Source organism: Bacillus sp. SYZHCR11, from assembly GCF_057196865.1.
Window position 1 is genome coordinate 495,358 of record NZ_JBXUND010000003.1, and the last position, 26,420, is coordinate 521,777.

Below are 26,420 nucleotides of genomic sequence, written 5' to 3' on the forward strand. Positions count from 1 at the left end.
TGTTTAATTTGCAGAAATTCATGCTGAAAGTGAGTTGATCCGCTTTGGATCTTTTATCAATACAGGACCCGTCATTTCTTAAAAAGATGTCAATTGAACAGCTGGAAGAGCTGAGTGAGGAAATCCGCAATTTCCTCATCACATCGCTGTCTGCCTCTGGCGGCCATATCGGGCCGAACCTCGGGGTTGTCGAGCTGACAATTGCGCTTCACAAAGAATTTGACAGTCCGAAAGATAAATTTTTATGGGATGTCGGACATCAGTCCTATGTTCATAAACTGTTAACCGGGCGCGGCAAGGAGTTTGAAACCTTGCGCCAATATAAAGGGCTTTGCGGTTTCCCGAAGCGCAGCGAAAGCGAACATGACGTATGGGAAACAGGCCACAGCTCAACATCGCTCTCAGGCGCGATGGGAATGGCAGCCGCCCGTGATATTAAAGGATCGAAAGAATATATCATCCCGATTATCGGAGACGGCGCTTTAACCGGAGGAATGGCGCTCGAAGCGCTGAACCATATCGGTGATGAGAAAAAAGATATGATCGTCATCCTGAATGATAATGAGATGAGCATTGCGCCGAATGTCGGGGCAATTCATTCTATGCTGGGACGGCTTCGCACGGCCGGCAAATATCAATGGGTAAAAGACGAGCTTGAATATTTATTTAAGCGCATCCCGGCCGTCGGCGGAAAATTGGCCGCCACAGCGGAACGGATAAAAGACAGCTTAAAATATATGCTTGTGTCAGGCATGTTTTTTGAAGAGCTGGGCTTTACGTATCTAGGCCCTGTTGACGGTCATTCCTACCATGAACTGTTTGAAAACCTGCAATACGCCAAAAAAACGAAAGGTCCTGTCCTTTTGCATGTCATTACGAAAAAGGGCAAAGGCTATAAACCGGCTGAGACCGACACAATCGGCACATGGCACGGAACGGGTCCTTATAAAATCAATACGGGTGATTTCGTCAAGCCGAAAGCCGCGGCGCCTTCATGGAGCGGACTTGTCAGCGGCACCGTGCAGGAGCTGGCGCGCGAGGATGACAGAATTGTCGCGATTACACCGGCTATGCCGGTCGGCTCTAAGCTTGAAGGATTTGCGAAAGAATTTCCTGAGCGCATGTTTGACGTCGGAATCGCAGAACAGCATGCGGCGACAATGGCCGCGGGAATGGCGCTTCAGGGTATGAAGCCGTTTCTTGCGATTTATTCGACCTTTTTGCAGCGGGCGTACGATCAGGTCGTCCATGATATCTGCCGTCAAAACGCGAATGTATTTATCGGCATTGACCGCGCCGGTTTGGTCGGCGCTGACGGGGAGACGCATCAAGGCGTCTTTGACATCGCCTTTTTGCGGCATATACCGAACCTCGTTTTAATGATGCCGAAGGATGAAAATGAAGGCCGCCATATGGTCAATACAGCCCTTAATTATGAGGACGGTCCGATTGCGATGCGCTTCCCGCGCGGAAACGGGCTCGGCGTTAAGATGGATAAAGAGCTGCAAACCATTCCGATCGGAACATGGGAAGTGCTCCGTCCCGGAAAAGACGCGGTCATTTTAACATTCGGTACGACCATTGAAATGGCGCTGGAAGCGGCTGAAGAACTGCAAAAAGAAGGCCTGTCCGTGCGTGTCGTGAATGCGAGGTTCATAAAGCCGATTGATAAACAAATGATGAAGGCCGTTCTTAATGAAGGTCTGCCGATTTTAACGATAGAAGAAGCCGTGCTTGAAGGCGGATTCGGCAGCACGATTCTTGAATACGCTCATGACCTCGGCATGTATCATACACCGATTGACAGAATGGGCATCCCAGACCGGTTTATTGAACACGGCAGCGTAACCGCCCTGCTTGAAGAAATCGGTCTCACGAAGGCTGAGGTTATGAACCGGATAAAACTGCTGATGCCGCCGAAGACACATAAAGGAATTGGATCATGACAGCAAAAAAAGAACGATTAGATGTACTTCTTGTAGAAAAAGGCCTTGCGGAAACGCGGGAAAAAGCGAAACGCGCCATTATGGCGGGCATCGTATACTCAAATGAAAACCGATTGGACAAACCGGGTGAAAAAATCGCCCGGGATCTTCCGTTAACGGTAAAAGGAAACCCTCTTAAATACGTCAGCAGAGGCGGATTAAAACTTGAAAAAGCCTTGGAAGTGTTTCCTGTCTCGGTAAAAGGCAAAACGATGATTGACATCGGCTCGTCTACAGGGGGATTCACGGATTGCGCCCTCCAAAACGGAGCTGAGCGGTCCTACGCAGTGGATGTCGGCTATAATCAGCTTGCTTGGAAGCTCAGACAGGACGAGAGGGTCGTCGTCATGGAACGGACGAATTTCCGCTATTCCGAGCCTTCCGATTTCACAGAGGGTTTGCCGGAATTTGCGACAATCGATGTTTCTTTCATCTCACTCCGCCTCATTCTGCCGGTTTTAAAAACGCTGCTTGTACCGGGGAGCGATTGTATCGCACTGGTGAAGCCGCAATTTGAAGCCGGACGGGAATCCGTCGGAAAAAAAGGCATTGTCAGAGATCCCGGCGTTCATGCTGACGTTCTCCGCCGCATGAATCAATTTGCAGCTTCTGAAGGATATACAGTGAAAGGACTGTCCTTCTCACCGATTACAGGGGGAGACGGCAATATTGAGTTTCTGCTTCATCTGGAATGGGGCGGAGAAGACGGAAACGGCGCTGAACTGCCGGAAGAAGATATTCTCCGTATCGTCCGCGAAGCACATGAGACATTAAAAGCCAAAAAGACAGATGTACCGGAATAATAGGGGGCTATTATTCCTTTTTTCTGCCATCATGTACTTTTTATCAAGAAGCGGTTAACATAATGACAAGAACAGCTTGAAAACAGAGGTGCTTACATGACAAAAGGCCAAAGGCATATAAAAATCAGAGAGCTTATTACAAGCCATGAGATTGAAACGCAGGATGACTTAGTTGACATGCTGAGAGAAGAAGGATATAAGGTAACCCAGGCGACTGTCTCCAGAGACATTAAAGAGCTGCATCTCGTAAAGGTGCCGACGAACAACGGCTCCTACAAATACAGCCTGCCGGCGGATCAGCGGTTCAATCCGCTGTCAAAATTGAAGCGTTCATTAATGGATGCGTTCGTAAAAATTGACTCAGCAAGCCATATGATCGTATTAAAAACGATGCCGGGGAATGCTCAGGCAATCGGCGCTCTGATGGATAATCTCGAATGGGAAGAAATCATGGGCACGATCTGCGGAGATGACACGATCTTAATCATCTGCAGGACGCCTGAAGATACGGAAGGCGTACAAAGCCGTCTTTTGGAGCTGCTGTAGCGTAATTATCAGATAAAAGGTGGAATGCTGTTTGTTAGCTGAACTATCAATAAAAAACTTTGCCATTATAGAGGAACTGACGATTTCGTTTGAACGGGGGCTCACCGTCCTGACGGGAGAAACAGGGGCCGGCAAGTCAATTATTATAGACGCCGTTTCCCTATTAGTCGGCGGACGCGGCTCGTCCGAATTTGTCCGTTACGGTGAAACAAAGGCCGAGCTTGAAGGACTGTTTCTATTGGACAGCGGTCATCCCGTTTTTGAAGTATGCCGTGAGCAGGGAATAGACGCATCTGACGACATGATTGTCATGAGAAGGGACATCAATGCCGGAGGAAAAAGCGTCTGCCGTGTCAACGGAAAATTAGTGACGATTGCGGCTTTAAGGGAAATCGGCAGACTTTTATTAGATATTCACGGACAGCATGATAACCAGCTGTTAATGGAGGACGACAAACACTTGGAGCTTTTGGATAAATTTGCGGGCGCTGAGGCCGAATCCGCGCTTCAGGCTTACCATGAAGGCTATGAGCGTTATATGAAGCTGCTCAAAAAAGTGAAGAAGCTGTCAGAAAGCGAGCAGGAAATGGCGCATCGGTTAGACCTGATTCAATTTCAGCTTGAAGAAATCGAGTCGGCGAAGCTTGAATTGAATGAAGACGAACTTCTTCAGGAAGAGCGGAAGCAGATATCCAACTTTGAAAAAATTTATGAATCATTGCAAAACGCCTATAATGCGCTCCGCAGCGAGCAGGGGGGGCTTGACTGGGTCGGAATGGCCTCTGCCCAGCTTGAAGATATTTCGGATATCAATGAACCGCTGCAAAAGCTGTCTGAAAGTGTGTCAAGTTCCTATTATCTGCTGGAGGATGCAACCTTTCAAATGCGCAATCTGTTAGATGATCTGGAATATGACCCGGAACGGCTGAATTTTATTGAAACCCGTTTAAATGAGATCAAACAGCTGAAGCGCAAATACGGAGCGACGGTAGAAGACATTTTGGAATACGGTTCCAAAATAGAAGAGGAAATCGATCAAATCGAGAACCGCGACAGCCACCTTGAAGCCCTGAAGAAGGAATTGGAGTCGGTCGGCAAAGATGTGGCCGTAGAAGCCGCCAATTTATCAAAAATCAGAAAAGCATGGGCCAAGAAACTGGCGGAAGCGATTCATCAGGAATTACAAAGTCTGTATATGGGCAAATCAACGTTTGATACGGAATTTCTCGTGAAAACCGATCCGTCAGCCAGTGAAGCACCGGTTGTTAACGGGCAGCCCGTGCAGCTTACCCAAAAGGGGATTGACCTTGTGAAGTTTTTAATTTCAACAAACACCGGTGAGCCTTTAAAACCGCTGTCAAAGGTCGCTTCCGGAGGCGAGCTTTCAAGGGTGATGCTGGCGATGAAGAGTATTTTTTCTTCCCAGCAGGATGTCACCTCCATCATCTTTGACGAAGTGGACACCGGTGTAAGCGGGCGGGTTGCCCAAGCCATCGCGGAAAAAATCCATAAAGTATCGACCGGTTCACAGGTGCTCTGCATTACACACCTGCCGCAGGTTGCCGCTATGGCGGATACGCACCTTCTGATCGCAAAAGAATTCAAAGACGGACGGACGACAACGCATGTCACGCCGCTTTCCAAGCAGGATAAGGTAGCGGAAATCGGCCGCATGATTGCGGGTGTTGAAGTGACCGATCTGACAAAACGGCATGCACAAGAGCTTTTAAAACAGGCCGGACAGGTAAAAACGACAGGATAAGCTGCTGATACAGGCAGCTTATTTTTTTGTTCCATTTCTCTAACAGTGTATCCAATGTTTTTCTTCGTATGCCGGTTATAAATCAAGCGCAGGAAGGCAAAAGTATAGATGTAGCAGAAAAAGAAAGTGGTGTGGGATAGGAGCGAGGAGAGTGAAGGAATGAATGCACGATAACATGAGGAAAGCAATAGGTGTAATTCTCCTTGTTTCTTTACTAAGTGTAGGCTTTTTTAAGCCGTTTAAAGAATATTTACTGATACCGTCAGAAATGAGCGTCTTTGAAAACCAGACACAGGCCGTTCCGGTCAATGCATCAATAAGCGCTGAAAAGGGCGAATTATCAGAAGCCTTTACGCTGAAAGAAGAGCACGGTCATGCAAACATAACAGGGCAAACACAAGGCAGGTCAGAAGTAGTATATGATCTTGCCGGATTTCCCATTAAAAAAACGAAAGTGCGTGTCCTTCCTGAATTGAAGGTCATTCCGGGCGGACAGTCCATCGGTGTAAAACTGCATTCAGTCGGTGTTTTGGTCGTCGGTTTTCACCAGGTGATGACAAAGGATGGGAAAAAGTCTCCGGGAGAACAAGCGGGTATTGAATCTGGCGACATCATTATTAAAATGAACGGACATAAAATTGAAAAAATGAGCGACATCGCCCCGTTTATTCAAAAAGCGGGCAAAACCGGTGAATCTCTGGATTTATTGGTGAAACGCGATAAGCAAAAAATCAAAACAAAGCTGATTCCGACAAAGGACGAAGCCGAGGGGAAATATCGAATCGGCCTTTATATCCGTGATTCGGCAGCCGGCATCGGCACCATGACATTTTTTGAACCGAAAACAAAAAAATACGGCGCATTGGGCCACGTCATCTCTGATATGGATACAAAAAAACCGATTGTTGTAGAAGACGGAGAAATCGTCCGTTCTACTGTAACATCGATTGAAAAAGGAAAAGGCGGCAATCCAGGCGAAAAACTGGCAAGGTTTTCGTCAGAACGGAAAACGATCGGCGATATTAACCGCAACAGCCCGTTCGGCATTTTTGGGACACTGCATCAGCCGATTAAAAACAACATTTCCGACAAAGCGCTTCCGATTGCTTTGTCAAATGAAGTAAAAAAAGGACCTGCGCAAATGCTGACGGTTATCGAAAACGATAAAGTAGAGAAATTTGATATTGAAATCGTCAGCACCACGCCGCAAAAATTTCCGGCGACAAAGGGAATGGTATTGAAAGTGACAGATCCGAAACTGCTGAAAAGAACCGGCGGAATCGTTCAGGGGATGAGCGGGAGCCCGATCATCCAGAACGGAAAGGTCGTCGGAGCCGTAACCCACGTATTTGTCAATGATCCGACAAGCGGCTATGGCGTTCATATCGAATGGATGCTGTCTGAAGCGGGTGTTGATGTTTACGGGAAAGACAAAGCAAGCTGACTGCCGGATGATCCGGCAGTTTTTTTATGTGATGCGTTCTTCACTTCTTTCCGGGATTCATGTAAAATAAGACATGAAGATTTTTCGACAAATTCACGTTTCCTGATTTGTCAAACTTAATTTTTAGTCGAAAAACCTAGAAAATGCTAGAAAAACAAAGATATACCACTATTATTGGTAAATATGGATTTTTTAAAAGGGGAAGTAGTGGTTTTGTCGAATGTAACATATAGCAGTCAAATGGGTTGCGTCCTGTTAATACATTGGGGGAGGAAGAAACGTGGAGAAAATTAAAGTTTGTGTTGCTGATGATAATCGAGAGCTTGTAAGCCTGTTGAGTGAATATATAGAGGGACAGGATGATATGGAAGTGATCGGCGTTGCTTATAACGGACAGGAATGTCTTTCTTTGTTTAAAGATAAGAATCCCGATGTGCTCGTGTTAGACATTATCATGCCGCATCTGGACGGACTTGCGGTTTTGGAGCGTCTGCGTGAATCAGAGCTCGAGAAGCAGCCGAACGTCATCATGCTGACGGCATTCGGTCAGGAAGACGTTACGAAAAAAGCCGTCGATTTAGGCGCATCCTATTTCATCCTGAAGCCGTTTGATATGGAAAACCTTGTCGGCCATATCCGCCAGGTAAGCGGAAATGTCAGCAGTGTCACACACCGTGCGCCGTCTGCGCAAAGCAGCATTATCCGCAGCCAGCCGGAGCCGAAGCGGAAAAATCTCGATGCCAGCATTACAAGCATTATCCATGAGATCGGTGTGCCTGCCCATATCAAAGGCTATCTTTATTTGCGTGAAGCCATTTCCATGGTGTATAACGATATTGAACTCCTCGGCAGCATCACAAAAGTCCTTTATCCCGACATCGCCAAAAAATTCAACACGACCGCAAGCCGTGTAGAACGGGCCATCCGCCACGCCATTGAAGTCGCATGGAGCAGGGGAAATATTGATTCCATTTCTTCACTGTTCGGATATACGGTAAGCATGACAAAAGCAAAACCAACCAACTCGGAATTCATCGCGATGGTTGCTGACAAGCTGAGATTGGAGCATAAAGCTTCGTAACGCAAGCCTTTGGCTAAATGTCTTTTTGCGCCTTCTATTCCGTGCATGAACGCGGAAGAGAAGGCGTTTTGAGATTTTGCTGACGAAAACAATGGGAACCACTCACGCCGGTACTTGTTCTATACATAAATACGGGAACTGCCGTCTATACGTATAATACCGGAGCTGATATTTTAATGATTTTGCCGTCTCTGAAATAAAAGCGGGGGATGCGGCGGCTTAACACAGACAGGACTTCGTAGCTGATCGTACCGAGCATTTCGGCAATTTCATCAACGGAAATCTCGGCTCCTTGTTGTTTGCCGTAGATGACGACTTCTTCTCCTTGTTTGCCCTCATTCTCACCTAAACTGACCATTATCATATCCATTGTCACTCTCCCCGCCACCGGCACCCGTCTGCCGCGGTGCAGAATAAACCCGCGGTTGGACAGGGCGCGGGAGTAACCGTCAGCATAGCCGATCGGAATCGTCGCGATGATTTCACCCGGTTCGGCGATAAATGTGGCGCCGTAACTGACGGTCCGGGGATCTGTCACCATAGCTTTCACATAAGCGATACGCGCCTTTAAACTTAGTGCGGGCGTGAGATCCACGAGGTTCAGTTCCTTTATCGAGGCGGACGGATATAAACCATATAACCCAATACCTAAACGGATCATGTCGGCGCTGAATTCCGGGAATGCGATAGCGGCGGCTGTATTGCACATATGCACGGTAGGCAGCGTAATGTCTTGATTTTTTAAAAAGCGGAGAAAGCTGATAAACTTTTCGTGCTGCAGCATCGTCAGCTCAGTGTCCGGTTCATCCGCTGTTGAAAAATGTGTAAAGATGCCATCCCATGACAGGTATGTACTCGACTTGAGCGCTTTCACCACTGCTAAAAGATCTTCTTCTGTGCGCACACCCAGCCGGCCCATTCCGGTATCCACATTGATATGAATGGACAGCCGTTTCGACTCTGCTTCTTTTTCCAATATCCGATTCGCTTTTTTGATCCAGCTGACCTGAAACGCTGATAATGTGATGTTCCAAACGGCAGATTTTTTCACACAGCTTAGAGCTGTGAAGCCGAGCACAAGAATAGGCGCCTTAATTCCCGCTCTCCGTAACACAATTCCCTCTTCGACGCTGGCGACAGCAAGCTCGCTCGCCCCGCTTTCCAGTGCCTGCCGCGCTACTTCCACAGAGCCGTGGCCATAAGCGTTCGCTTTTACGACGGCCATAATTTTAGACGTATTCGGAATATGGCGGCGGATCGCCCGTACGTTCTTTTTTATCGCATCAAGGTCAACTTCAATCCAAACTTCCCGGCAAAGTTTTTTCATCACGATTCCTTCTTTCCTTAATGAGATTCAGTACTCATGCTTTCAATCTGCATTCTATTCATCTTTAACTGAAATCATTCAAAACATGAGAAGGTGACCGCTGATGTTTAAAATCAAGTTTTCGGGAAAGCATGCGCCTGCTTTATTTATGCAGTAAGGGCAGCATGGCGGCCCTTACAATGACTTTACAATATTCTGATCTGAAAATTGATGTTCAAACATTTTGGACTGGCTTACAGCATTGTTTTGAATGACAATGCCGATATTTCCCCCTCCGGCACCGAAAACGGTTTTTGATGCAGTCAGCGGACTGATGGATATGGCGCCGCCAACATTGACAACTCCGTTTCCTGATACGTTGTTTATCGTAATCGGGCAACCGCTCATTCTATTTTTTCTCCTTTCTCTCACAGTCTACTAACTATATGTACGCTGTGATATGGAATAAGATTAAACAAAACGGCAAAAAGAATCCGGCTGCTGCCAGCCGGAAAGGGAGGGAAATACGGATATCATAATGTTTTCGTTACATTTTGATCAGAGTATTGAGAGTTTGAAGATTGAGATGTGCTGGATTGATTCATTTGCAGGACCATACCTGTATTTCCCCCTCCTGAGCCGTAGACGGTTTTTGATACGGTTAAAGGACTTATCGAAAACGCACCGCCGACATTGACAACCCCGTTTCCGGAAAGACTGTTAATCGTAATAGGGAAACCAGCCATCATATACGGTCTCCTTTCTATTAATCTATTTACTATATGTACGCTGTGTGTTGGAAATAGGAGTAAACAAAGCGGTAAAAACTTGTGAATCAAAAAAACTGCCGGACATCCGGCAGTTTTTTAGTCTACTTTTCAAACGGCACCCAGCCGCCTGTATTCTGAATCATTTCCCATAACGGTTCAGGAAGTCGGTATTTCTCAATTTCAGATGCCTGAATGGCTTTTTCAATTTCCTGTTCGCGGCCTTCTTTGACCAGCACCGCCCATTCGGGGTTAATCAAAATGACACGTCCCAGAGCCACCAGCGGAATTCCGCTTTCTAATACGGCAAGCGCTTCGTCCGCGGTATAGATGGAACCGACGGCCATCAGCGGCACTTTATGGCCGACGCGTTCGTTTAATAAATCCATCCGGGTCCGTGAAGTATCCGCGCCGCGGCGGGCTTTGGAATTGACATCCATCAGTGAAATATGCAGATAATCCAAGTTCTCTTCCGCAAGCGCGTCGGCGAGCATGAATGTTTCTTTCATTGTAAGCCCCGGTGTTTCCGGCTCTTCCGGTGACAGGCGGTAGCCGAGAACGAATGGATTTTCAGCGTGTGTATCAATCGCCTGTTTGACAGCGTCAACGACTGCAAGCGGGAACGCAAGGCGCTTTTCATCGCTTCCGCCCCAGCGGTCTGTGCGCCGGTTTGTTTTCGGTGAATAAAATTGGTGAATCAGGTACCCGTTTGCCCCGTGAATTTCAACACCGTCAAAGCCGGCTTCAATCGCTCTGCGTGTCGCTTCGCCGAATGCTTTCACGATGTGCTCAATTTCTTGTTCTGTGAGAGCACGGGACGTTTGTCTGCCGTCTTCTTCTGAGCCGCTCGGACTGACGACGTCGTTGTTTGGCACGAGTTCAGGAGGGCATTCCAAGCCTCCGTGGTGAATCTGCACAACGGCTTTCGCTCCTTGAGACTGGATCGCCTGAGCGAGTTTTTTCAAGCCGGGAATGTGAGAATCATCATAGATGCCGGGCTGGCCTGGAAACGCTTTGCCGTCCGGCGTTACGTTTGCACATGCCGTAATGACCATGCTCATTTCTTTTGAACGGGGAGTAATGTAGCTTAATTCACGGTCGGAAATCGTTCCGTCATCATTTGATGAATAGTGTGTCATCGGTGCGACTGAAATACGGTTTGGTATAGTGACACCGCTTTCGAACGTAAAAGGTTCAAACAGCGGTTTATAAGTTTGCTTCATCATTTCGCCTTCTTCCTTAGGAGTTTAACTCGTCCGTATTCTAGCTTATGTTTTCATTGTGTGCAATTATTTTGCTTGTTCTTCTTCCTGAGGTTATGACCGGCTGAACCATTTAAACGAATGAAACGGTTTTCTCCGTTCCTTTTCAGGATCTTTATATCCTCCTGAAATTTGATGGCCGATCGAGCTGAATATGACAGCGGCGGCGAAGAGGAGAATGATTTTTTTCATATGCATATCTTCTTTCTTATCTTTTACAAGGTTATTTATAAGCATACGCTTGTGCGAAAAAACCGTCAATTTGTTTATTCTTTTTTCCACTTTCCTGCGGCGAATATCGTTCCGATCTGAATCACAACACTTAACAGAGCGCACACTGCCACAACTGTGTTGCTGTCCATAGAAGACACCCTCCTTTTTGTTAGGTTGATGTATCATATGACAGCTGTCTCTGTTTTGACAAAACCGTAATGCGGTGTTTCATATTTTTCAACACAAAAAGGGCGCTTTTTTAAGCGCCTTTACTTTTTTTTCAGCCGGTTCAAAGCGATTTGAACGGCGATGGCGTCATCCAGGTAGCCGATCGGAAACATGTAATCCGGGATAACGTCGGTCGCTAAAATATAATACAGCAGCGCGCTCCCGAGAATCGCGCGGTCTTCAGCCGGTGTTGATTCATCCATATACTGATGATGCATGTTTTTCAAATGATCAATAAAAGGGCCGACGCTTTCTTCATTGTCCATTTTCTTTTGAAACTCATCGCAAATCAGGCGATGGCCCTGCTGGGTTTTGGCGTATTGTTCATATCTGGTCAGTTCGCGCTCAATTTGCTCCCGGGAAAAAGGCTGATCAAACATCTCGGCCATATTCAGCATATCCTGAATCGCGTGCATCGGGTCTTGCGGCGCAGCTTCTTTTTCATGGCCGATGTCTATGCCTGACGCCTCAAGCAATTCCTCCAGCGGGGTGCGGAGGTGTTTTGAAAATTCCTGAAGATGCTTTAAATTGGCCTTCTGTTTGCCGTTGATAATCCGGGAGATAGTGGCCGTATCAATGTTTGTTAAGGCGCCGAGTTTTCTCATGGAGAGCGAGTGCTTATCAAGCAGTGATTTTAAAAGGGGTCCCAGTGTCTTATTTTTATTTTCTGTCAAGGGTGTCACCTCGTTTCCGCCGGAATGATGATCGTCAATCAATAATTTTTGCAGAAAAGGTACCTTTTCTGTGCTGCTGAATAGGATAGTGTAGATTCAACGGCACAACATGTTGAAAAGACATCAAAGAATGGAGAGAAACGAACATGGCTTGGTTATTGGTTTTAGGTTTGGCAGTGTCCTCAAGCATTGATAATTTAGGAGTGGGGATGTCATACGGCATCAGAAAAATCAAAATAGCGCATGCGTCAAATATGATGATCGCTTTTATCTGTTTTGTATTCAGTTATATCGGAATTTATTTCGGCAAATGGATTTCAGCCGTTTTACCGGGCTTTCTTCCTGTATTGCTGGCGGCGTTTATTTTATCTGTCATCGGTATCCGCATCATTCTGCTGGCTGTGCCGAGAAAAACAGCGCGTGTTGGCGCGTCAGGAAAAAAAGGCCGTTTTGCCGGTCTGCTGCAAAATCCGGAGGCAGCGGATGCCGACGGTTCGGGAGAAATCGGTATATTGGAATCCATGGTTCTCGGGGTGGCCGTATCCGCAAATGCGCTGACCAACGGATTAAGCGCGGGGTTGATCGGGCTTTCTCCCGCTGCCATTTCTATTACTGCGGCGGTCGGAAGCTTTCTGACCATATGGATCGGCTGCTCGCTTGGAAAAAAAGCCGCTTCATTGCGCATCGGTTCTTTTCACGTCGGACAGTTCAGCACGGTGCTGAGCGGAGTGATTATTCTCATCATTGCCGCCAATACGCTGCTCTTTTAAGTTGTCCCGTTCATTTTATGAAAAGCTCAAAATAAATATGAATGTTTCTATTCGGGAGAGTGCATGACGCGGCTCTCTTTTTTGCCGATCTGATATTTTTTCAAAATGAACAGAAAGTCGTCCGTTTCCGTTAAATTCTGCATATTCGGCCTTCAGACAGAACCTTTTTCATAGACTGATCAGCTTGTTTTCTTTCTAAGTTCAGGTAAACAGCAGGTCAGATAGCCTTCATTCCAAATATGGAAAAACGCTGGAGGAATGGAGGCTCCCTTTACAAATCGGCCATTCTGTTCAAAGATAAAGCCGAATGAGAAAACGTGAGGTGATCTGTGTGAAGTCTGCCATACTTCTGATCTTCACCGCATGGCTGTTATCAGGCTGCGAGTATACCGCGGAGGCTGATGCGGCGCCGTCATTTACACAGGAAGGAACATTTATAAAAGCGGCCGGAAACGATACGATCGCGGTCGAAATTGACGGAGAAAGGCAAGAGGTGAAGGTGCCTTTCGCTAAGCGGTTTGAATGTCAGTCGCTGCCTGAACATACGGCGGTGCAAATCACCTATAAAAAAGAGAGCAACGGACAATTACGGCTTGAGAAACTGAAAAAAGAAACAGATATGTGAAAACGGGGAGGAAAAAAACGTGGGTTTACTGACAAAAAGCGCTGCTGCCTTCGGTGCCGCTCTGCTTCTGCTTGCGCCGTCCGCTTATGCAGCCGAACCTTTGCAAGGGAAAACCATCTATATAGATGCCGGACATGGCGGAGAAGACAGCGGGGCCGGCGGAAATGGACTGCTTGAGAAAAACATCAATTTAGCGGTGTCAAACAAGGTGATCGCCAAATTGGAGACAGAAGGCGCAAAACCTGTAGCTTCAAGGACTGATGATACTTTTTTACGTTTGGACGAGCGGGTGGCGAAAGCGAGCGCCAGCCAATCCGATTTATTCGTCAGCCTCCATACCAATTCAGCCGTATCAACGGCATCGGGCGCGGAAACGTATTTTAATTCGACATATGAAGGAGCGGACAGCGAAAGGCTTGCTTCCGACATTCAGCAGCAGCTTGTCACGTCTTTAGGGATGAGGGACAGAGGCGTAAAAGAAGCTCCTTTTTATGTTATTACATATTCAAAGATGCCGAGTGTGCTGGCTGAATTAGGTTTTATCACAAATCCTCAAGATGCGGACAAGCTGAAAAGCGATAACGGACAAGAGCACGCCGCGGACGCCGTTGTAAACGGAATCGAAACCTATTACAGCGGACGGTAATGATAAAATATGTGTAAATAGCGCCCTCCTGATGTGCATAACGATTATAATAGAGAAAACCGATGACAAACATCTGAGGTGACACATATGACGAATATTTTTGCCCACCGGGGGGCGTCGGGCGACTGCCCTGAAAATACGATGCCCGCATTCAAAAAAGCGATTGAGGACGGGGCTGACGGAATCGAACTTGATGTACAGATGACAAAAGACGGCCGGATCGTGGTCATTCACGATGAAACCCTCGACCGCACGACATCTTTGAAAGGATTTGTGAAAGATACGGCGTATGACAAAATCAGAACCGCCGATGCCGCCGGAAAATGGAAAGATTCTTTTAAAGGTGTCAGAATTCCGCTTTTGTCAGATGTGCTGCGTTTTGCGGAACGTGCTGATTTTCTGATAAACATTGAGCTGAAAAACAGTGTATTCCGTTACGAAGGAATGGAAGAAGAAGTGATCAAAAAAGTCAGATATTACGGACTGGAAAAGCGCGTTATTTTTTCTTCATTTAATCATGAGAGTCTCGCGGTGTGCCACGCCCTGGCGCCTGAAATTGAACGGGCGGTGCTGACAATGGATGTGCTGTACCGGCCTGAACGGTATCTTGCCGCCATTCCCGCTTCGGGTTATCATCCGAAGCTCGGCACGCCGGCGGTCAGCGCTGAAGTGATCACACATCTTGCAAAACACCAAGCGGCGCTCCGTCCGTTCACCGTCAATCGTCCTGAGGATATGAAGCGGCTGATGAAAGCGGGGATAGACGCAATTTTTACCGACTATCCAAAGCTGGCTGTTTCTATAAAAGAAGAATGCCGCAGCTGAGAAGACTGGTCAGACAGTCTTCTTTTTTTATGGGCGGGAAAAAGGCGGTGCACTCATAACTCGGTCAGCCGGTTCATATATTGTAACAGGGCGTTTTGTGTAAGCGTTATCTTTTATCTTATTGAAAGTGAGGCAAAATTGTGGGAAAAACGGTTATCGTCAGTGCGGCAAGAACGCCGTTCGGAAAATTCGGCGGCGCATTAAAAGAGGTAAAGGCATCCGAGCTTGGCGGCATTGCCATAAAAGAAGCAATCAAGCGCGCCGCTATCAGTGAAAGCGAAGCGGAAGGAGCGGTGATGGGGATGGTCGTCCAGGCGGGTGCCGGGCAGATTCCGGCACGGCAGGCTGCAAGATATGCCGGGCTTCCGTGGTCTGTTCCGGCTGAAACCATTAATAAAGTCTGTGCATCAGGGCTCAGAGCCGTTACCATCTGTGATCAAATGATCCGGGCGAAAGACGCGGACGTGCTGATTGCAGGCGGAATGGAAAGCATGAGCAACATCCCGTACGCCATTCCGGCCGGCCGCTGGGGTGTGAGGATGGGGGACGGGGTTTTTCAGGATTTAATGGTTCATGACGGGCTGACCTGTGCGTTCGACCAGGTGCATATGGCTGTCCACGGAAGCACTGCAGCCAAAAAGTACGGCATTTCCCGGGATGAACAGGATCATTACGCTCTTTTGAGTCAGAAACGCGCGGCTGAGGCGGCTGAGACGGGCAAATTGCGTGAAGAAATTGTCCCCGTCACCTGGACCGGCAAAAAGGGCAAACAGCATATCGTTGAAGCGGATGAGGGGATGCGTCCTGATACAAGCCTTGAGCAGCTCGCAGCGCTCAAGCCGATTTTCACAGCCGACGGAACGGTTACAGCCGGAAACGCTCCCGGTGTAAATGACGGGGCCGGAGCATTTGTGCTGATGTCAGAGGAAAAAGCAGCAAAGCAGCATGTCAGGCCGCTCGCAGCGATACTTGGCTTTGCGTCCGTCGGACTGGAAGCGTCCGAGCTGGCAAGCGCGCCGGGAGAGGCCATCAGCCGGCTCTTGAAAAAAACCGGACTGTCCGTTGACGATATTGATTTGTTTGAAGTAAATGAAGCATTTGCGTCCGTCGTGCTCGTGAGTGAAAAAATAGCCGGGTTCAGCCGGGAGAAAGTGAATGTAAACGGAGGGGCAATCGCGTTCGGCCACCCGATCGGCGCAAGCGGAGCGAGAATCGTCATGAGTTTAATATACGAATTAAAGCGTCGCGGAGGGGGGTTAGGCATAGCGGCTATATGCAGCGGAGCGGCTCAAGGAGATGCCGTCCTGCTGGAGGTGTACTGATCAAAGGAGGGAGCGCCGGATGAAGATGAAAACAATCATGGTCGCAGGTGCCGGTCAGATGGGGGCAGGCATCGCTCAGACGGCTGCAGAAGCCGGGTTTGCCGTCAAGTTATACGATTGGGAGCCGGAAACGGTAACAAAAGGTCTTCACCGCATAAAGACAAACCTGGAGAAAGAGCAGGCAAAAGGACGGAAGTCACAGCAGGAGACAGATGCCGTTTTCAGCCGTATTTCCCCGGCGGAGCTCACAGAAGCGGGAGATGCTGATTTTATCATTGAAGCCATTGCCGAAAACAAAAAAGCAAAAGCGGAATTGTTTGACACACTTGATAAAATCTGTCCCCCTCATGCCGTATTGGCAAGCAATACGTCTTCTCTTCCTATTACGGAGCTTGCCGCGGCCACAAAAAGGCCTGAAAAAGTAATCGGCATGCATTTTATGAATCCGGTTCCGGTCATGGAGCTTGTCGAAGTCATCAGAGGACTCGCCACATCGGAAGAAACGGCGGAAACAGTAAAGAAGCTTGCCGTCCGGATGAATAAAACCCCTGTCGAAGTCAATGACTTCCCGGGCTTTATATCTAATCGCATATTAATGCCGATGATTAACGAAGCCGTTTATTGCCTTTACGAAGGAGCAGCTTCAAAGGAAGCGATTGATGAGGTGATGAAGCTCGGCATGCGTCATCCGATGGGTCCTTTAACATTAGCTGACTTCATCGGGCTGGATACGTGCCTTTCCATTATGGAGGTTCTCTACGCGGGGCTCGGAGATCCGAAATACCGCCCATGCCCTCTGCTCAGAAAATATGTCAGCGCCGGCTGGCTCGGCAAAAAAAGCGGGCGCGGTTTTTATGAGTACGGCAGATGACGTAAAGATCATGAGGGGAGACGGCAGCCATGCATTTTACTGAAGAGCACATCATGATGAGGAAAATGGTGCGTGATTTTGCCCGCAAGGAAATCGCGCCGATGGTTGAGCTCATGGAATCAACAGATGAATTTCCGGAGCGGCTGATTAAAAAAATGGGCGAAGCGGGATTGATGGGCATTCCCGTCCCGGAAGCTTACGGCGGGGCGGGTGCTGATACAACATCTTACATTTTAGCGATTCATGAAATATCAAAAGTCAGCGCGGCCGTCGGCGTCATTTTGTCCGTCCACACATCGGTAGGGACAATCCCGATTTTGCATTTCGGGACAGAAGCCCAAAAACAAACGTATATTCCGAAGCTGGCAGCGGGCGAATATATTGGAGCTTTTGCGCTTACTGAGCCTCACTCCGGATCTGATGCGGGAAGCCTGAGAACAACAGCCGTGCGAAAAGGCGGTTCATATATTCTGAACGGTTCAAAAATCTTTATTACAAACGGCGGAGCGGCAGATCTGTATCTGACATTTGCCATAACCGATCCGGGTAAAGGGAGAAAGGGAATTTCAGCGTTTATTGTTGAAAAAAACACACCCGGTTTTTCTGTCGGAAAAAAAGAAAAAAAGCTCGGATTGTTAGGTTCCAATACTGCCGAATTGCAGTTTGATCAAGCGGAAATTCCGATTGAAAACCGGCTCGGCGAAGAGGGCGAGGGTTTTTCAATCGCCATGAAAAACCTTGACGTCGGACGGATCGGCATAGCGGCTCAGGCGCTCGGGATTATCGAAGCGGCGCTCGGCTGCTCGGCGGAGTACGCCAAAACCCGCAGCCAGTTCGGCAGACCCATCGCTTCAAATCAGGCCGTTTCATTTAAATTATCTGACATGGCAACGAATGCGGAAGCTGCCAAATTATTGGTCTATCATGCGGCTGATCTGTATCAGCGAGGGCTTCCGTGCGGAAAAGAAGCATCTATGGCGAAGCAATTCGCGTCCGATGCGGCGATGAAAGCGGCGGTGGAGGCTGTGCAGATTCACGGCGGCTACGGCTATATGAAAGAGTATCCCGCGGAGCGTTTATTTCGGGATGCGAAAGTCACGCAAATCTATGAAGGAACCAATGAGATTCAAAGGCTGATTATTTCTAAGTATCTTCTTCAATAAAAAGTGCGCAAAGGAGCGAAACTATGGAATCTTATTCTCCCGGTTTAGATGGCGTCATTGCGGTGGAAACGGGGATTTCTTTCCTGGATACACAGCAGGGCAGTATTTTAATCAAAGGCCACGATCTGATTGAGCTTTCTAAAACGGCCGGCTATATGGACATTGTTCATCTCTTATTGGAAGACAGACTTCCTGATGCGAAAGAGAAGAAGGCGCTTGAAGAAGACGTTCGGCGCGGCGGACACCTTCCCGAGGAAATCTTGCGTATATGCCGTCTGCTGCCCGAACGTACTCACCCGATGGACGGACTGAGGACAGGTTTGTCCGCGCTTGGAGGCTTTGATAAGGATATTGATAACCGCACCTCTTCTGTAAATCGGCACCGTGTCCGCGGGCTGATAGGCAAAATGCCCAATCTGACCGTCAACAGCTATCGAGTCATCAACGGACTGGAGCCTTTAGCGCCTGTCGGAACCTTGTCGTACAGCGCAAACTTTTTATATATGATTACCGGAAAAACGCCGTCCTCCTTGGAAGAAGAAATATTCGACCGGTCGCTTCTTTTATACAGTGAGCATGAATTGCCGAACTCAACGTTTACGGCCCGTGTCATTGCTTCGACGCAATCGGATATTTACGGCGCTCTGACCGGAGCAGTCGCCTCGCTTAAGGGAAACCTTCACGGCGGAGCGAACGAAGCAGTTATGTACATGCTTGAGGAAGCGAAGGATACAGACGGGTTTACACAATTATTAACTCAAAAACTCGCAAACAAAGAAAAAATCATGGGCTTCGGCCACCGTGTCTACATGAAAAAAATGGACCCGAGGGCGCTCATGATGAAAGAAGCGTTGAAAAAACTGTCTGATCTTTCAGGTGATTTCCGTCTTTATCATATGTGTGAAGCAGGAGAAACCGTCATGCGGGAGAAAAAAGGCCTTTATCCGAACTTAGATTACTACGCAGCGCCGGTCTATTACATGCTCGGCATCCCGATCCCGCTGTATACGCCTATATTCTTCAGCGCACGGACGGTCGGGCTGTGCGCCCACGTCATTGAACAGCACAGCCGAAACCGGCTTTTCCGCCCGCGTGTCCGCTATACCGGAGCGCGTCTGTAAACAGATGAGAAAGGAAGATGAAAACATGACAGAACCCCGCCGAATGGACGCCGTAATCGAAGAGATTTCTGACTACGTGCTCCATCAGGAGATTGACAGTTCGGAAGCTTTCACTACGGCAGGACATGTGCTTCTTGATACGATAGGCTGCGGAATTTTGGCGCTCAGCTATCCCGAATGTACAAAGCTGCTCGGCCCGATTGTCCCGGGAACCTCCGTGCCCAACGGCAGCAGAGTCCCGGGCACGCCTTTTGTTTTAGACCCGGTCACGGCTGCCTTTAATATCGGCTGTATCAACAGGTGGCTCGATTATAATGATACGTGGCTTGCGGCCGAATGGGGGCATCCGTCTGACAATCTCGGAGGCATATTGGCTTGTGCGGATTATATATCCAGAGTGCGGATTTCAGAAGGGAAAGAACCGCTTACCGTGCGTGATGTGCTTTGCGCAATGATCAAAGCGCACGAAATTCAAGGAATTCTCGCTTTGGAAAACAGTTTAAACAGAGTCGGGCTTGACCATGTGCTGTTTGTGAAGGTGGCGACTGCGGCTGTTTGCGCACAAATGCTGGGCGGCTCAAGAGAGGAAATCAATAACGCCGTATCTCACGCTTGGATTGATAATTCAAGCCTCAGAACGTATCGTCATGCGCCGAACACCGGATCACGCAAATCATGGGCGGCCGGCGACGCGACGAGCAGAGGCGTATATTTGGCCCTTATGGCGCAAAAAGGTGAGATGGGGTACCCGATGGCTCTGACCGCATCTGGGTGGGGATTTCAAGACGTATTATTTAACCGGCAGGAAATGAAGCTTGCCCGCCCGCTTGGGTCCTATGTGATGGAGAATGTTTTGTTTAAAGTATCCTACCCGGCTGAATTCCACGCCCAGACAGCGGCGGAATGCGCGGTCCGGCTTCATCCGGAGGTGAAATACCGCATCGAAGACATTGACAGGATCACGATTATGACCCATGAGTCGGCTATCCGGATTATCGATAAAAAAGGGCCGCTTCACAATCCGGCTGACCGGGATCACTGCCTCCAGTATATTACGGCAATCGGGCTGCTTTTCGGAGATATCACGGCGGATCATTATGAAGAGGAAACGGCGTCTGACCCGCGAATTGATACATTGCGGAGCAAAATGGAGGTGACGGAACATAAAGCGTACTCAAAAGATTACTTAGACCCGAATAAGCGATCCATCTCAAATGCCGTACAGGTGCATTTTACAGACGGCACGGCTACGGGACGGATTGAATGTGAATATCCGCTCGGGCACCGGTTCCGCAGAAAAGAAGCTGTTCCGAAGATTCTTGCCAAGTTTTCAGCAAACATCAGCACTCATTTTTCATTGAAGCAGCAGCGGAAAATCGAAGAGGTCTGTAAAGATAGCGGCCGAATGCAGAAGCTTAGCGTTAGTGAATTTATGGACTTATTTCTCATATAAAATAGGAGGGTGACAAACATGACGTGGATCGTCAGCAAGCAGTCGTCTCAAGAGGAGCTTGCAGAGCGGTTCCGTGCGCTGATGGCAGCGCCGGATCTATTGCAGATTCCCGGCGCTCACGATGCGATGGCCGCTCTTATTGCCAAGAAAACGGGTTTTTCGGCTCTTTATTTATCAGGCGCGGCTTACACGGCGAGCAGAGGGCTGCCCGATTTAGGCATCATCACGTCGGCGGAAATGGCTGAACGGGTTAAAGATCTGGTCCGCTCGTCTGATCTGCCCGTCCTTGTCGATATTGACACGGGTTTCGGAGGCGTGCTGAATGCCGCCCGGACGGCGAAAGAAATGTATGAAGCGCGCGCGGCCGCCGTCCAAATGGAGGATCAGCGCCTGCCGAAAAAATGCGGACATCTGAATGGGAAGCAGCTCGTGCCGATTGAAGAAATGGCGCAAAAAATCCAAGCGGTCAAGCGGGCCGCGCCGACTCTTCTTGTTGTTGCGAGAACAGACGCCAGACAGCAGGAAGGGCTGGAGGGGGCATTAAAAAGGGCGTCCGCTTATATAAAAGCGGGTGCTGACGCTGTTTTTCCGGAAGCGCTCCAATCCGAAAGTGAATTCAGAGCGTTTTCCAAACAAATCAGTGTGCCGATTCTCGCAAATATGACTGAATTCGGACAAACGCCGTATTACAGTGCTGATGAATTTTCCGATATGGGCTGTCAGATGGTCATTTACCCGGTCACGTCACTCAGAACGGCTGCCAAGGCTTTTGAGCGTATTTTCCGCCTTCTGAAAGAAGAAGGCTCTCAAAAAGAGGGGCTTTCGGATATGCAGACGAGAAAAGAATTATATGAAACGATCGCTTACGATGACTATGAAGAACTGGATCATTCCATTGCCAAAACGATACTGCCGGACGACTGAAAAAGCCCTTTTTTGCAAGGGCTTTTTTTACAGCTTTTTTTTCCTGAACCGCGGGCTGACTTGATTGCGTTTCCGATCTCTGTACAAAATAAACCCGGCCAGAACATAAAGGCCGAACAAAAAAAACGCCAATCCGGCCGCCCCCTGAAGAAAAAGGGACGGAAACGGGGAAAACGCATGCCCGAATAATGCATCTCTCATCAGTTTAATGCCGAGCGCCGCGACAGCGCCGGGGAGGACCAGAATCAAAAGCGCAACAAGCCGGCTCATATTCAGAAAACCCCTTTACGATATGATTTCCTTTATTGTCCAATCGAAAAAATATTTTGTCAAGAGATCAAAACGTGGTAACATAGGGGTTGTGCAAATTATTGCAACGGGAAATACAGGTGTGCAAATTTTTTCATATAAAGGGGTATCGGGATGCAGAAGGTGCTGATTATAGGTGCTGGTAAAGGAGGCACGGCGCTCCTACAGATTTTGATGAAAACAAAACTGATCCGGATTATTGCGGTGGTTGATCAAGATCCGGAGGCGCAAGGGCTGCAAGAAGCCCGGAGATATGGAATTGCAACCTCATCAGATTGGAAACCCTACATAACTGAAGATATAGATATTATCATCCATACAACAGGCGATAAAGCGGTCATGGATGAGCTGCTCCATGAGAAAAAAGAACAAACCATCGTCATGCCGGGAAAATTGGCGTACATGGTGTTTCAGCTGATGGAGGAAAAACAGCAGCTTATCCAAATGCTGAAGTCGCAGACGTATAAGCATGACCGGATTTTTAATTCAACGCACGACGGCATGATTTTTATAGACGTCAACGAAACGATCATTTTATTTAATCAGATGGCAGAAAAAATGGTCGGCCGAAAACGGGAGGATGTCATCGGCCGCCAAATTAAAGATGTAGTGCCGAACACAAAGCTGCCGCGGATTCTGGAAACGAGAGAGCCGGAATATAACCAGAAGCAGCTTCTCGGCAAGCATCTGCAGATTGTCACGACAAGACTGCCGATCATTGATGAAGGCGGAAAACTTCTCGGCGCGTTATGCGTGTTTAAAGACATCACCGACGCAGTTGAACTGGCGGAAGAGGTCACGAACTTAAAACAAATCCGCACCATGCTTGAAGCGATTATTCAATCGTCAGACGAGGCCATTTCCGTCGTTGATGAAAACGGCATCGGAATGTTAATCAACAAAGCATATACAAAAATGACCGGGCTGTCAGAAAGCGAAGTCATCGGAAAACCCGCTTCCACCGATATCTCGGAAGGGGAAAGCATGCACCTGAAAGTATTGGGGACAAGGCGGCCCGTGCGGGGTGTGAGGATGAAGGTCGGCCCCAATAAAAAGGATGTCATCGTAAATGTTGCCCCCGTTATTGTGGACGGTATTTTAAAAGGCAGCGTCGGCGTCATCCACGACGTGTCAGAAATTAAAACGCTGACTGCTGAGCTGAATCGGGCGCGCCAGATCATCCGCACGCTTGAAGCGAAATACACGTTTGATGACATTATCGGCACGAGTGAACAAATGCTGGTCGCCCTTGAACAGGCGAAGCTCGGGGCGAAAACGCCGGCGACGATTCTGCTGCGGGGAGAATCCGGCACAGGGAAAGAACTTTTCGCCCACGCCATCCATAATGAAAGCGACCGAAAATACAATAAATTCATCCGGGTCAATTGTGCGGCCCTGTCTGAATCCCTGCTTGAATCCGAGCTTTTCGGCTATGAGGAAGGCGCGTTTACGGGCGCGAGGCGCGGGGGCAAAAAAGGACTTTTTGAGGAAGCGAATAACGGCAGCATTTTCTTAGATGAAATCGGAGAGCTGACCCAAAGCACCCAGGCAAAGCTGCTCAGAGTTCTGCAGGAAAAAGAAATTATCAGAGTCGGCGGCGCAAAAGCGATTTCTGTCAATGTCAGAATTATCGCAGCGACAAACGTCAACATCGAAAAGGCCATGGCGGAAGGCGCGTTCCGCGAAGACCTGTATTACCGGATTAACCGCTATCCGATCTCAATCCCGCCGCTTCGGCAGCGCAAAGAAGATATTGAAGCGCTGAGCATTCGGCTCATTGAAAAAATCAATCAGGATTACGGCCGCAATGTAAAGGGGCTCACGCCGAACGCGCTGCGAGCTTTATCAGCCTACAGCTGGCCGGGAAACGTACGGGAGCTTGAAAATGTTCTCGGACGGGCAATGATATTTTTAGAGCCGCATATGGAACGGATCGAACAGCAGCATCTGCCTGTTTTCGAATCAGAGCTGAATGACAAAAACGGCACCCAAAGTGATTTTCCGGATGTAGAAGGGGAAAAGCTGTCTCAGGCTGTTGAAAAATTTGAAGCGCACATCATTCAAAAAACGCTTGAAAAGCATAAATTCAACCGAACCAAAACGGCGAAAGCGCTTGGTGTCAGCATTCGGAATCTGTACTACAAAATGGACAAGTACGGCCTTGCAAATGACGGCATGCAATAAATTGCAGAGAAAGCGCAAACCGCTGCATGTTTTCTTGAAAAAAGCCGGAATAAACCCTTTCGCATATTTGGCACAGAACTTGCATTGTTAAAAGCGGATTCGCACAAGAAAGGTGGTACAAAATGAAGCTGAGAGACCTAGTTGAAAAAGCCGCGGCAAAAAACGCAAAAACCATTGCAGTGGCCCACGCAGCAGATAAAGAAGTGATCCACGCCGTCAAAATGGCGGCAGAACACTTGTCGGCACGATTTTTACTGACGGGTGACAGCGGAAAGCTGAAAGAGCTTCTGGCAAATGAGCCGAAGTTCAATGCTGACATCATCCACGCCGATTCACCAGAAGAATCTGCGGCAAAAGCAGTGCGCGCAGTGCGTGAACAAGAGGCGGACGTTTTAATGAAAGGGAATCTCCCGAGCTCAACTCTTCTGAAATCGGTTTTAAACCGCCAGGAAGGGCTTCGTTCAAAAAGGGTGTTATCACATGTAGCCGTTTTTGAAGTGCCGGACTATGACCGGCTGATGTATGTGACTGATTCAGCGCTGAACATTGCCCCGTCTCTTGAAGAACTCGGGCATATTCTGCAAAATGCGGTTCATGTCGCACATTCAGTAGGGAACCCTATGCCGAAAGCCGCAGTCCTTGCGGCTATTGAAACGGTTAATCCGAAAATGGAGGCGACGCTGAACGCGGCTGCGATCGTCCAGATGTGCAATAGAGGACAGATTACCGGCTGCATTGCGGACGGACCGCTTGCTTTGGATAATGCCGTATCCCAAGCGGCTGCGCTGCAAAAAGGGATTTCCGGAAGCGTAGCGGGCCAGGCGGATATTCTCTTGGTTCCTTCAATCGAGGCCGGAAATATGCTTTATAAGTCAATGATTTATTTTGCGAAAGCAAATGTTGCTGCCGTCATCGCCGGTGCAAAAGCGCCGATTGCATTAACGAGCAGAGCGGATACCGCAGAAAATAAACTGTATTCAATTGCGCTTGCGATTTGCGCATCACAAGAACAGTAGGAGGAACGAACCTATGGAAATTTTTAAATATATGGAGACTTATGATTACGAACAATTGGTATTCTGCCAAGATGAACAATCCGGATTAAAAGCGATCATCGCGATTCATGATACGACGCTCGGCCCTGCACTCGGCGGAACAAGAATGTGGACATATGACAGTGAAGAAGCGGCGATTGAAGATGCACTGAGACTCGCAAAAGGCATGACTTATAAAAATGCGGCTGCCGGTTTAAACTTAGGCGGCGGGAAAACCGTTATTATCGGAGACCCGCGCAAAGATAAAAATGAAGAAATGTTCCGCGCGTTCGGCCGCTACATCCAAGGCTTAAACGGAAGGTATATTACGGCGGAAGACGTCGGCACCACCGTTGAAGATATGGACATCATTCATGATGAAACAGACTATGTAACCGGAATTTCTCCGGCATTCGGTTCATCAGGAAATCCGTCTCCGGTTACGGCGTACGGCGTCTACAAAGGGATGAAAGCCGCAGCGAAAGCGGCGTTTGGCACTGATTCACTGGAAGGTAAAACAATTGCCGTGCAAGGCGTGGGAAATGTGGCTTACAATCTATGCCGCCACCTTCACGAAGAAGGCGCTTCTTTAATCGTAACCGATATCAATAAAGAATCTGTTAAACGTGCCGTTGAGGACTTCGGCGCCCGCGCCGTTGATCCCGGCGACATTTACTCACAGGCGTGCGATATTTATGCCCCGTGTGCTCTCGGCGCCGTCATTAACGATGACACGATTAAACAGCTGAAGGCGAAAGTCATTGCGGGGGCGGCCAATAACCAGCTGAAAGAAACACGTCACGGCGATACCATTCATGAAATGGGAATCGTGTACGCACCGGATTATGTCATCAATGCAGGCGGCGTCATCAATGTGGCCGATGAGCTTTACGGCTACAACGCTGAGCGTGCTTTGAAAAAGGTTGAGGGCATCTATGCAAACATTGAGCGGGTGCTCGATATTTCCGCGCGTGACGGCATTCCGACATACTTAGCGGCCGACCGTCTGGCTGAGGAACGAATTGAGCGCATGCGCCGTTCAAGAAGCCAGTTTCTGCAAAACGGCCAAAGTATATTAAGCAGACGATAGGAATTTGATCTG

26 protein-coding genes are annotated in these 26,420 nt (G+C 48.4%); 19 read left to right on the top strand and 7 right to left on the bottom strand.

What is annotated here, in order from left to right:
* The first annotated feature begins 44 nt into the window (after positions 1-44).
* The 6 genes from dxs to spo0A all read left to right on the top strand — a co-directional run bounded on the left by dxs (position 45) and on the right by spo0A (position 7,621).
* Positions 45-1,946 (top strand): 1-deoxy-D-xylulose-5-phosphate synthase, encoded by a 1,902-nt coding sequence (dxs, locus tag AC2CGA_RS14405; protein ID WP_063174757.1) that lies wholly within the window; start codon positions 45-47, stop codon positions 1,944-1,946.
* On the top strand, positions 1,943-2,788 hold the full coding sequence (locus AC2CGA_RS14410; protein WP_015388017.1) for a TlyA family RNA methyltransferase: 846 nt from the start codon (positions 1,943-1,945) through the stop codon (positions 2,786-2,788). Before dxs ends, AC2CGA_RS14410 begins: the two co-directional genes overlap by 4 nt.
* Before the next feature lie 96 nt (positions 2,789-2,884).
* Positions 2,885-3,334, top strand: a complete 450-nt coding sequence (ahrC, locus tag AC2CGA_RS14415) for a transcriptional regulator AhrC/ArgR (protein WP_003153173.1) — start codon at positions 2,885-2,887, stop codon at positions 3,332-3,334.
* A 31-nt stretch (positions 3,335-3,365) separates the two neighbouring features.
* Positions 3,366-5,096: a DNA repair protein RecN gene (gene recN / locus AC2CGA_RS14420; RefSeq protein WP_003153174.1), complete on the top strand. Its 1,731-nt coding sequence runs from the start codon at positions 3,366-3,368 to the stop codon at positions 5,094-5,096.
* Between the two features lie 163 nt (positions 5,097-5,259).
* Entirely contained in the window at positions 5,260-6,540 is a 1,281-nt protein-coding gene (gene spoIVB, locus AC2CGA_RS14425) for a SpoIVB peptidase (protein ID WP_007408360.1), read from the top strand.
* Between the two features lie 280 nt (positions 6,541-6,820).
* Positions 6,821-7,621 (top strand): sporulation transcription factor Spo0A, encoded by an 801-nt coding sequence (gene spo0A / locus AC2CGA_RS14430; protein WP_003153177.1) that lies wholly within the window; start codon positions 6,821-6,823, stop codon positions 7,619-7,621.
* A 145-nt stretch (positions 7,622-7,766) separates the two neighbouring features.
* Here spo0A and alr read toward each other — a convergent pair whose 3' ends face one another.
* From alr to AC2CGA_RS14460, 6 genes are all read right to left on the bottom strand, one after another.
* Complete coding sequence (gene alr / locus AC2CGA_RS14435) at positions 7,767-8,948, bottom strand: alanine racemase (RefSeq protein ID WP_044053454.1); 1,182 nt, start codon at positions 8,946-8,948, stop codon at positions 7,767-7,769.
* A gap of 174 nt (positions 8,949-9,122) precedes the next feature.
* Positions 9,123-9,335 (bottom strand): spore germination protein, encoded by a 213-nt coding sequence (locus AC2CGA_RS14440; protein ID WP_014305392.1) that lies wholly within the window; start codon positions 9,333-9,335, stop codon positions 9,123-9,125.
* A gap of 125 nt (positions 9,336-9,460) precedes the next feature.
* A complete protein-coding gene (locus AC2CGA_RS14445) occupies positions 9,461-9,673 on the bottom strand; it encodes a spore germination protein (protein WP_003153183.1) in 213 nt (70 codons plus the stop codon).
* 125 nt (positions 9,674-9,798) lie between these two features.
* A complete protein-coding gene (locus AC2CGA_RS14450; RefSeq protein ID WP_139885314.1) occupies positions 9,799-10,917 on the bottom strand; it encodes an NADH-dependent flavin oxidoreductase in 1,119 nt (372 codons plus the stop codon).
* Positions 10,918-11,010: 93 nt separating this feature from the next.
* Positions 11,011-11,148, bottom strand: a complete 138-nt coding sequence (locus tag AC2CGA_RS14455) for a hypothetical protein (RefSeq protein WP_014470646.1) — start codon at positions 11,146-11,148, stop codon at positions 11,011-11,013.
* Between the two features lie 290 nt (positions 11,149-11,438).
* Complete coding sequence (locus tag AC2CGA_RS14460; RefSeq protein ID WP_014418348.1) at positions 11,439-12,071, bottom strand: helix-turn-helix domain-containing protein; 633 nt, start codon at positions 12,069-12,071, stop codon at positions 11,439-11,441.
* A 146-nt stretch (positions 12,072-12,217) separates the two neighbouring features.
* Between AC2CGA_RS14460 and ytaF the strand changes: the two genes are divergently transcribed.
* The 10 genes from ytaF to prpB all read left to right on the top strand — a co-directional run bounded on the left by ytaF (position 12,218) and on the right by prpB (position 21,791).
* Complete coding sequence (gene ytaF / locus AC2CGA_RS14465; RefSeq protein ID WP_046341382.1) at positions 12,218-12,841, top strand: sporulation membrane protein YtaF; 624 nt, start codon at positions 12,218-12,220, stop codon at positions 12,839-12,841.
* Between the two features lie 307 nt (positions 12,842-13,148).
* Positions 13,149-13,466: a hypothetical protein gene (locus tag AC2CGA_RS14470; protein WP_041481880.1), complete on the top strand. Its 318-nt coding sequence runs from the start codon at positions 13,149-13,151 to the stop codon at positions 13,464-13,466.
* Between the two features lie 19 nt (positions 13,467-13,485).
* Positions 13,486-14,112, top strand: a complete 627-nt coding sequence (locus AC2CGA_RS14475) for an N-acetylmuramoyl-L-alanine amidase family protein (protein ID WP_015388023.1) — start codon at positions 13,486-13,488, stop codon at positions 14,110-14,112.
* An 87-nt stretch (positions 14,113-14,199) separates the two neighbouring features.
* Positions 14,200-14,937, top strand: a complete 738-nt coding sequence (locus tag AC2CGA_RS14480) for a glycerophosphodiester phosphodiesterase (protein ID WP_003153194.1) — start codon at positions 14,200-14,202, stop codon at positions 14,935-14,937.
* Between the two features lie 140 nt (positions 14,938-15,077).
* The gene (locus AC2CGA_RS14485; RefSeq protein ID WP_058906176.1) at positions 15,078-16,259 is read left to right on the top strand and encodes an acetyl-CoA C-acetyltransferase; all 1,182 of its coding nucleotides are present in this window, start codon (positions 15,078-15,080) and stop codon (positions 16,257-16,259) included.
* A gap of 19 nt (positions 16,260-16,278) precedes the next feature.
* On the top strand, positions 16,279-17,130 hold the full coding sequence (locus AC2CGA_RS14490; protein ID WP_024085587.1) for a 3-hydroxybutyryl-CoA dehydrogenase: 852 nt from the start codon (positions 16,279-16,281) through the stop codon (positions 17,128-17,130).
* A gap of 29 nt (positions 17,131-17,159) precedes the next feature.
* The gene (locus AC2CGA_RS14495; RefSeq protein ID WP_044053450.1) at positions 17,160-18,293 is read left to right on the top strand and encodes an acyl-CoA dehydrogenase; all 1,134 of its coding nucleotides are present in this window, start codon (positions 17,160-17,162) and stop codon (positions 18,291-18,293) included.
* A 23-nt stretch (positions 18,294-18,316) separates the two neighbouring features.
* A complete protein-coding gene (gene mmgD, locus AC2CGA_RS14500; protein WP_003153198.1) occupies positions 18,317-19,414 on the top strand; it encodes a citrate synthase in 1,098 nt (365 codons plus the stop codon).
* Between the two features lie 25 nt (positions 19,415-19,439).
* Positions 19,440-20,867, top strand: coding sequence for a bifunctional 2-methylcitrate dehydratase/aconitate hydratase (locus AC2CGA_RS14505; protein WP_278269235.1), 1,428 nt, complete (start codon positions 19,440-19,442; stop codon positions 20,865-20,867).
* A gap of 18 nt (positions 20,868-20,885) precedes the next feature.
* Complete coding sequence (gene prpB, locus AC2CGA_RS14510; RefSeq protein WP_139885312.1) at positions 20,886-21,791, top strand: methylisocitrate lyase; 906 nt, start codon at positions 20,886-20,888, stop codon at positions 21,789-21,791.
* 27 nt (positions 21,792-21,818) lie between these two features.
* Here the strand turns inward: prpB and AC2CGA_RS14515 are convergent, their stop codons facing one another.
* Positions 21,819-22,061, bottom strand: a complete 243-nt coding sequence (locus AC2CGA_RS14515; RefSeq protein WP_007408378.1) for a DUF2627 domain-containing protein — start codon at positions 22,059-22,061, stop codon at positions 21,819-21,821.
* Between the two features lie 153 nt (positions 22,062-22,214).
* On the opposite strand from AC2CGA_RS14515, the gene AC2CGA_RS14520 reads away from it, so the two are divergent.
* The 3 genes from AC2CGA_RS14520 (at position 22,215) to bcd (ending at position 26,408) form a co-directional block, all read left to right on the top strand.
* Positions 22,215-24,284 carry a sigma-54 interaction domain-containing protein gene (locus tag AC2CGA_RS14520; RefSeq protein WP_025852843.1) on the top strand — a complete coding sequence of 690 codons (2,070 nt, stop codon included), beginning with the start codon at positions 22,215-22,217 and terminating at the stop codon, positions 24,282-24,284.
* A 122-nt stretch (positions 24,285-24,406) separates the two neighbouring features.
* Entirely contained in the window at positions 24,407-25,300 is an 894-nt protein-coding gene (gene yqiS / locus AC2CGA_RS14525; protein WP_003153207.1) for a phosphate butyryltransferase, read from the top strand.
* A gap of 13 nt (positions 25,301-25,313) precedes the next feature.
* Positions 25,314-26,408 (top strand): branched-chain amino acid dehydrogenase, encoded by a 1,095-nt coding sequence (gene bcd, locus AC2CGA_RS14530; RefSeq protein WP_003153209.1) that lies wholly within the window; start codon positions 25,314-25,316, stop codon positions 26,406-26,408.
* The last annotated feature ends 12 nt before the right edge of the window (positions 26,409-26,420 follow it).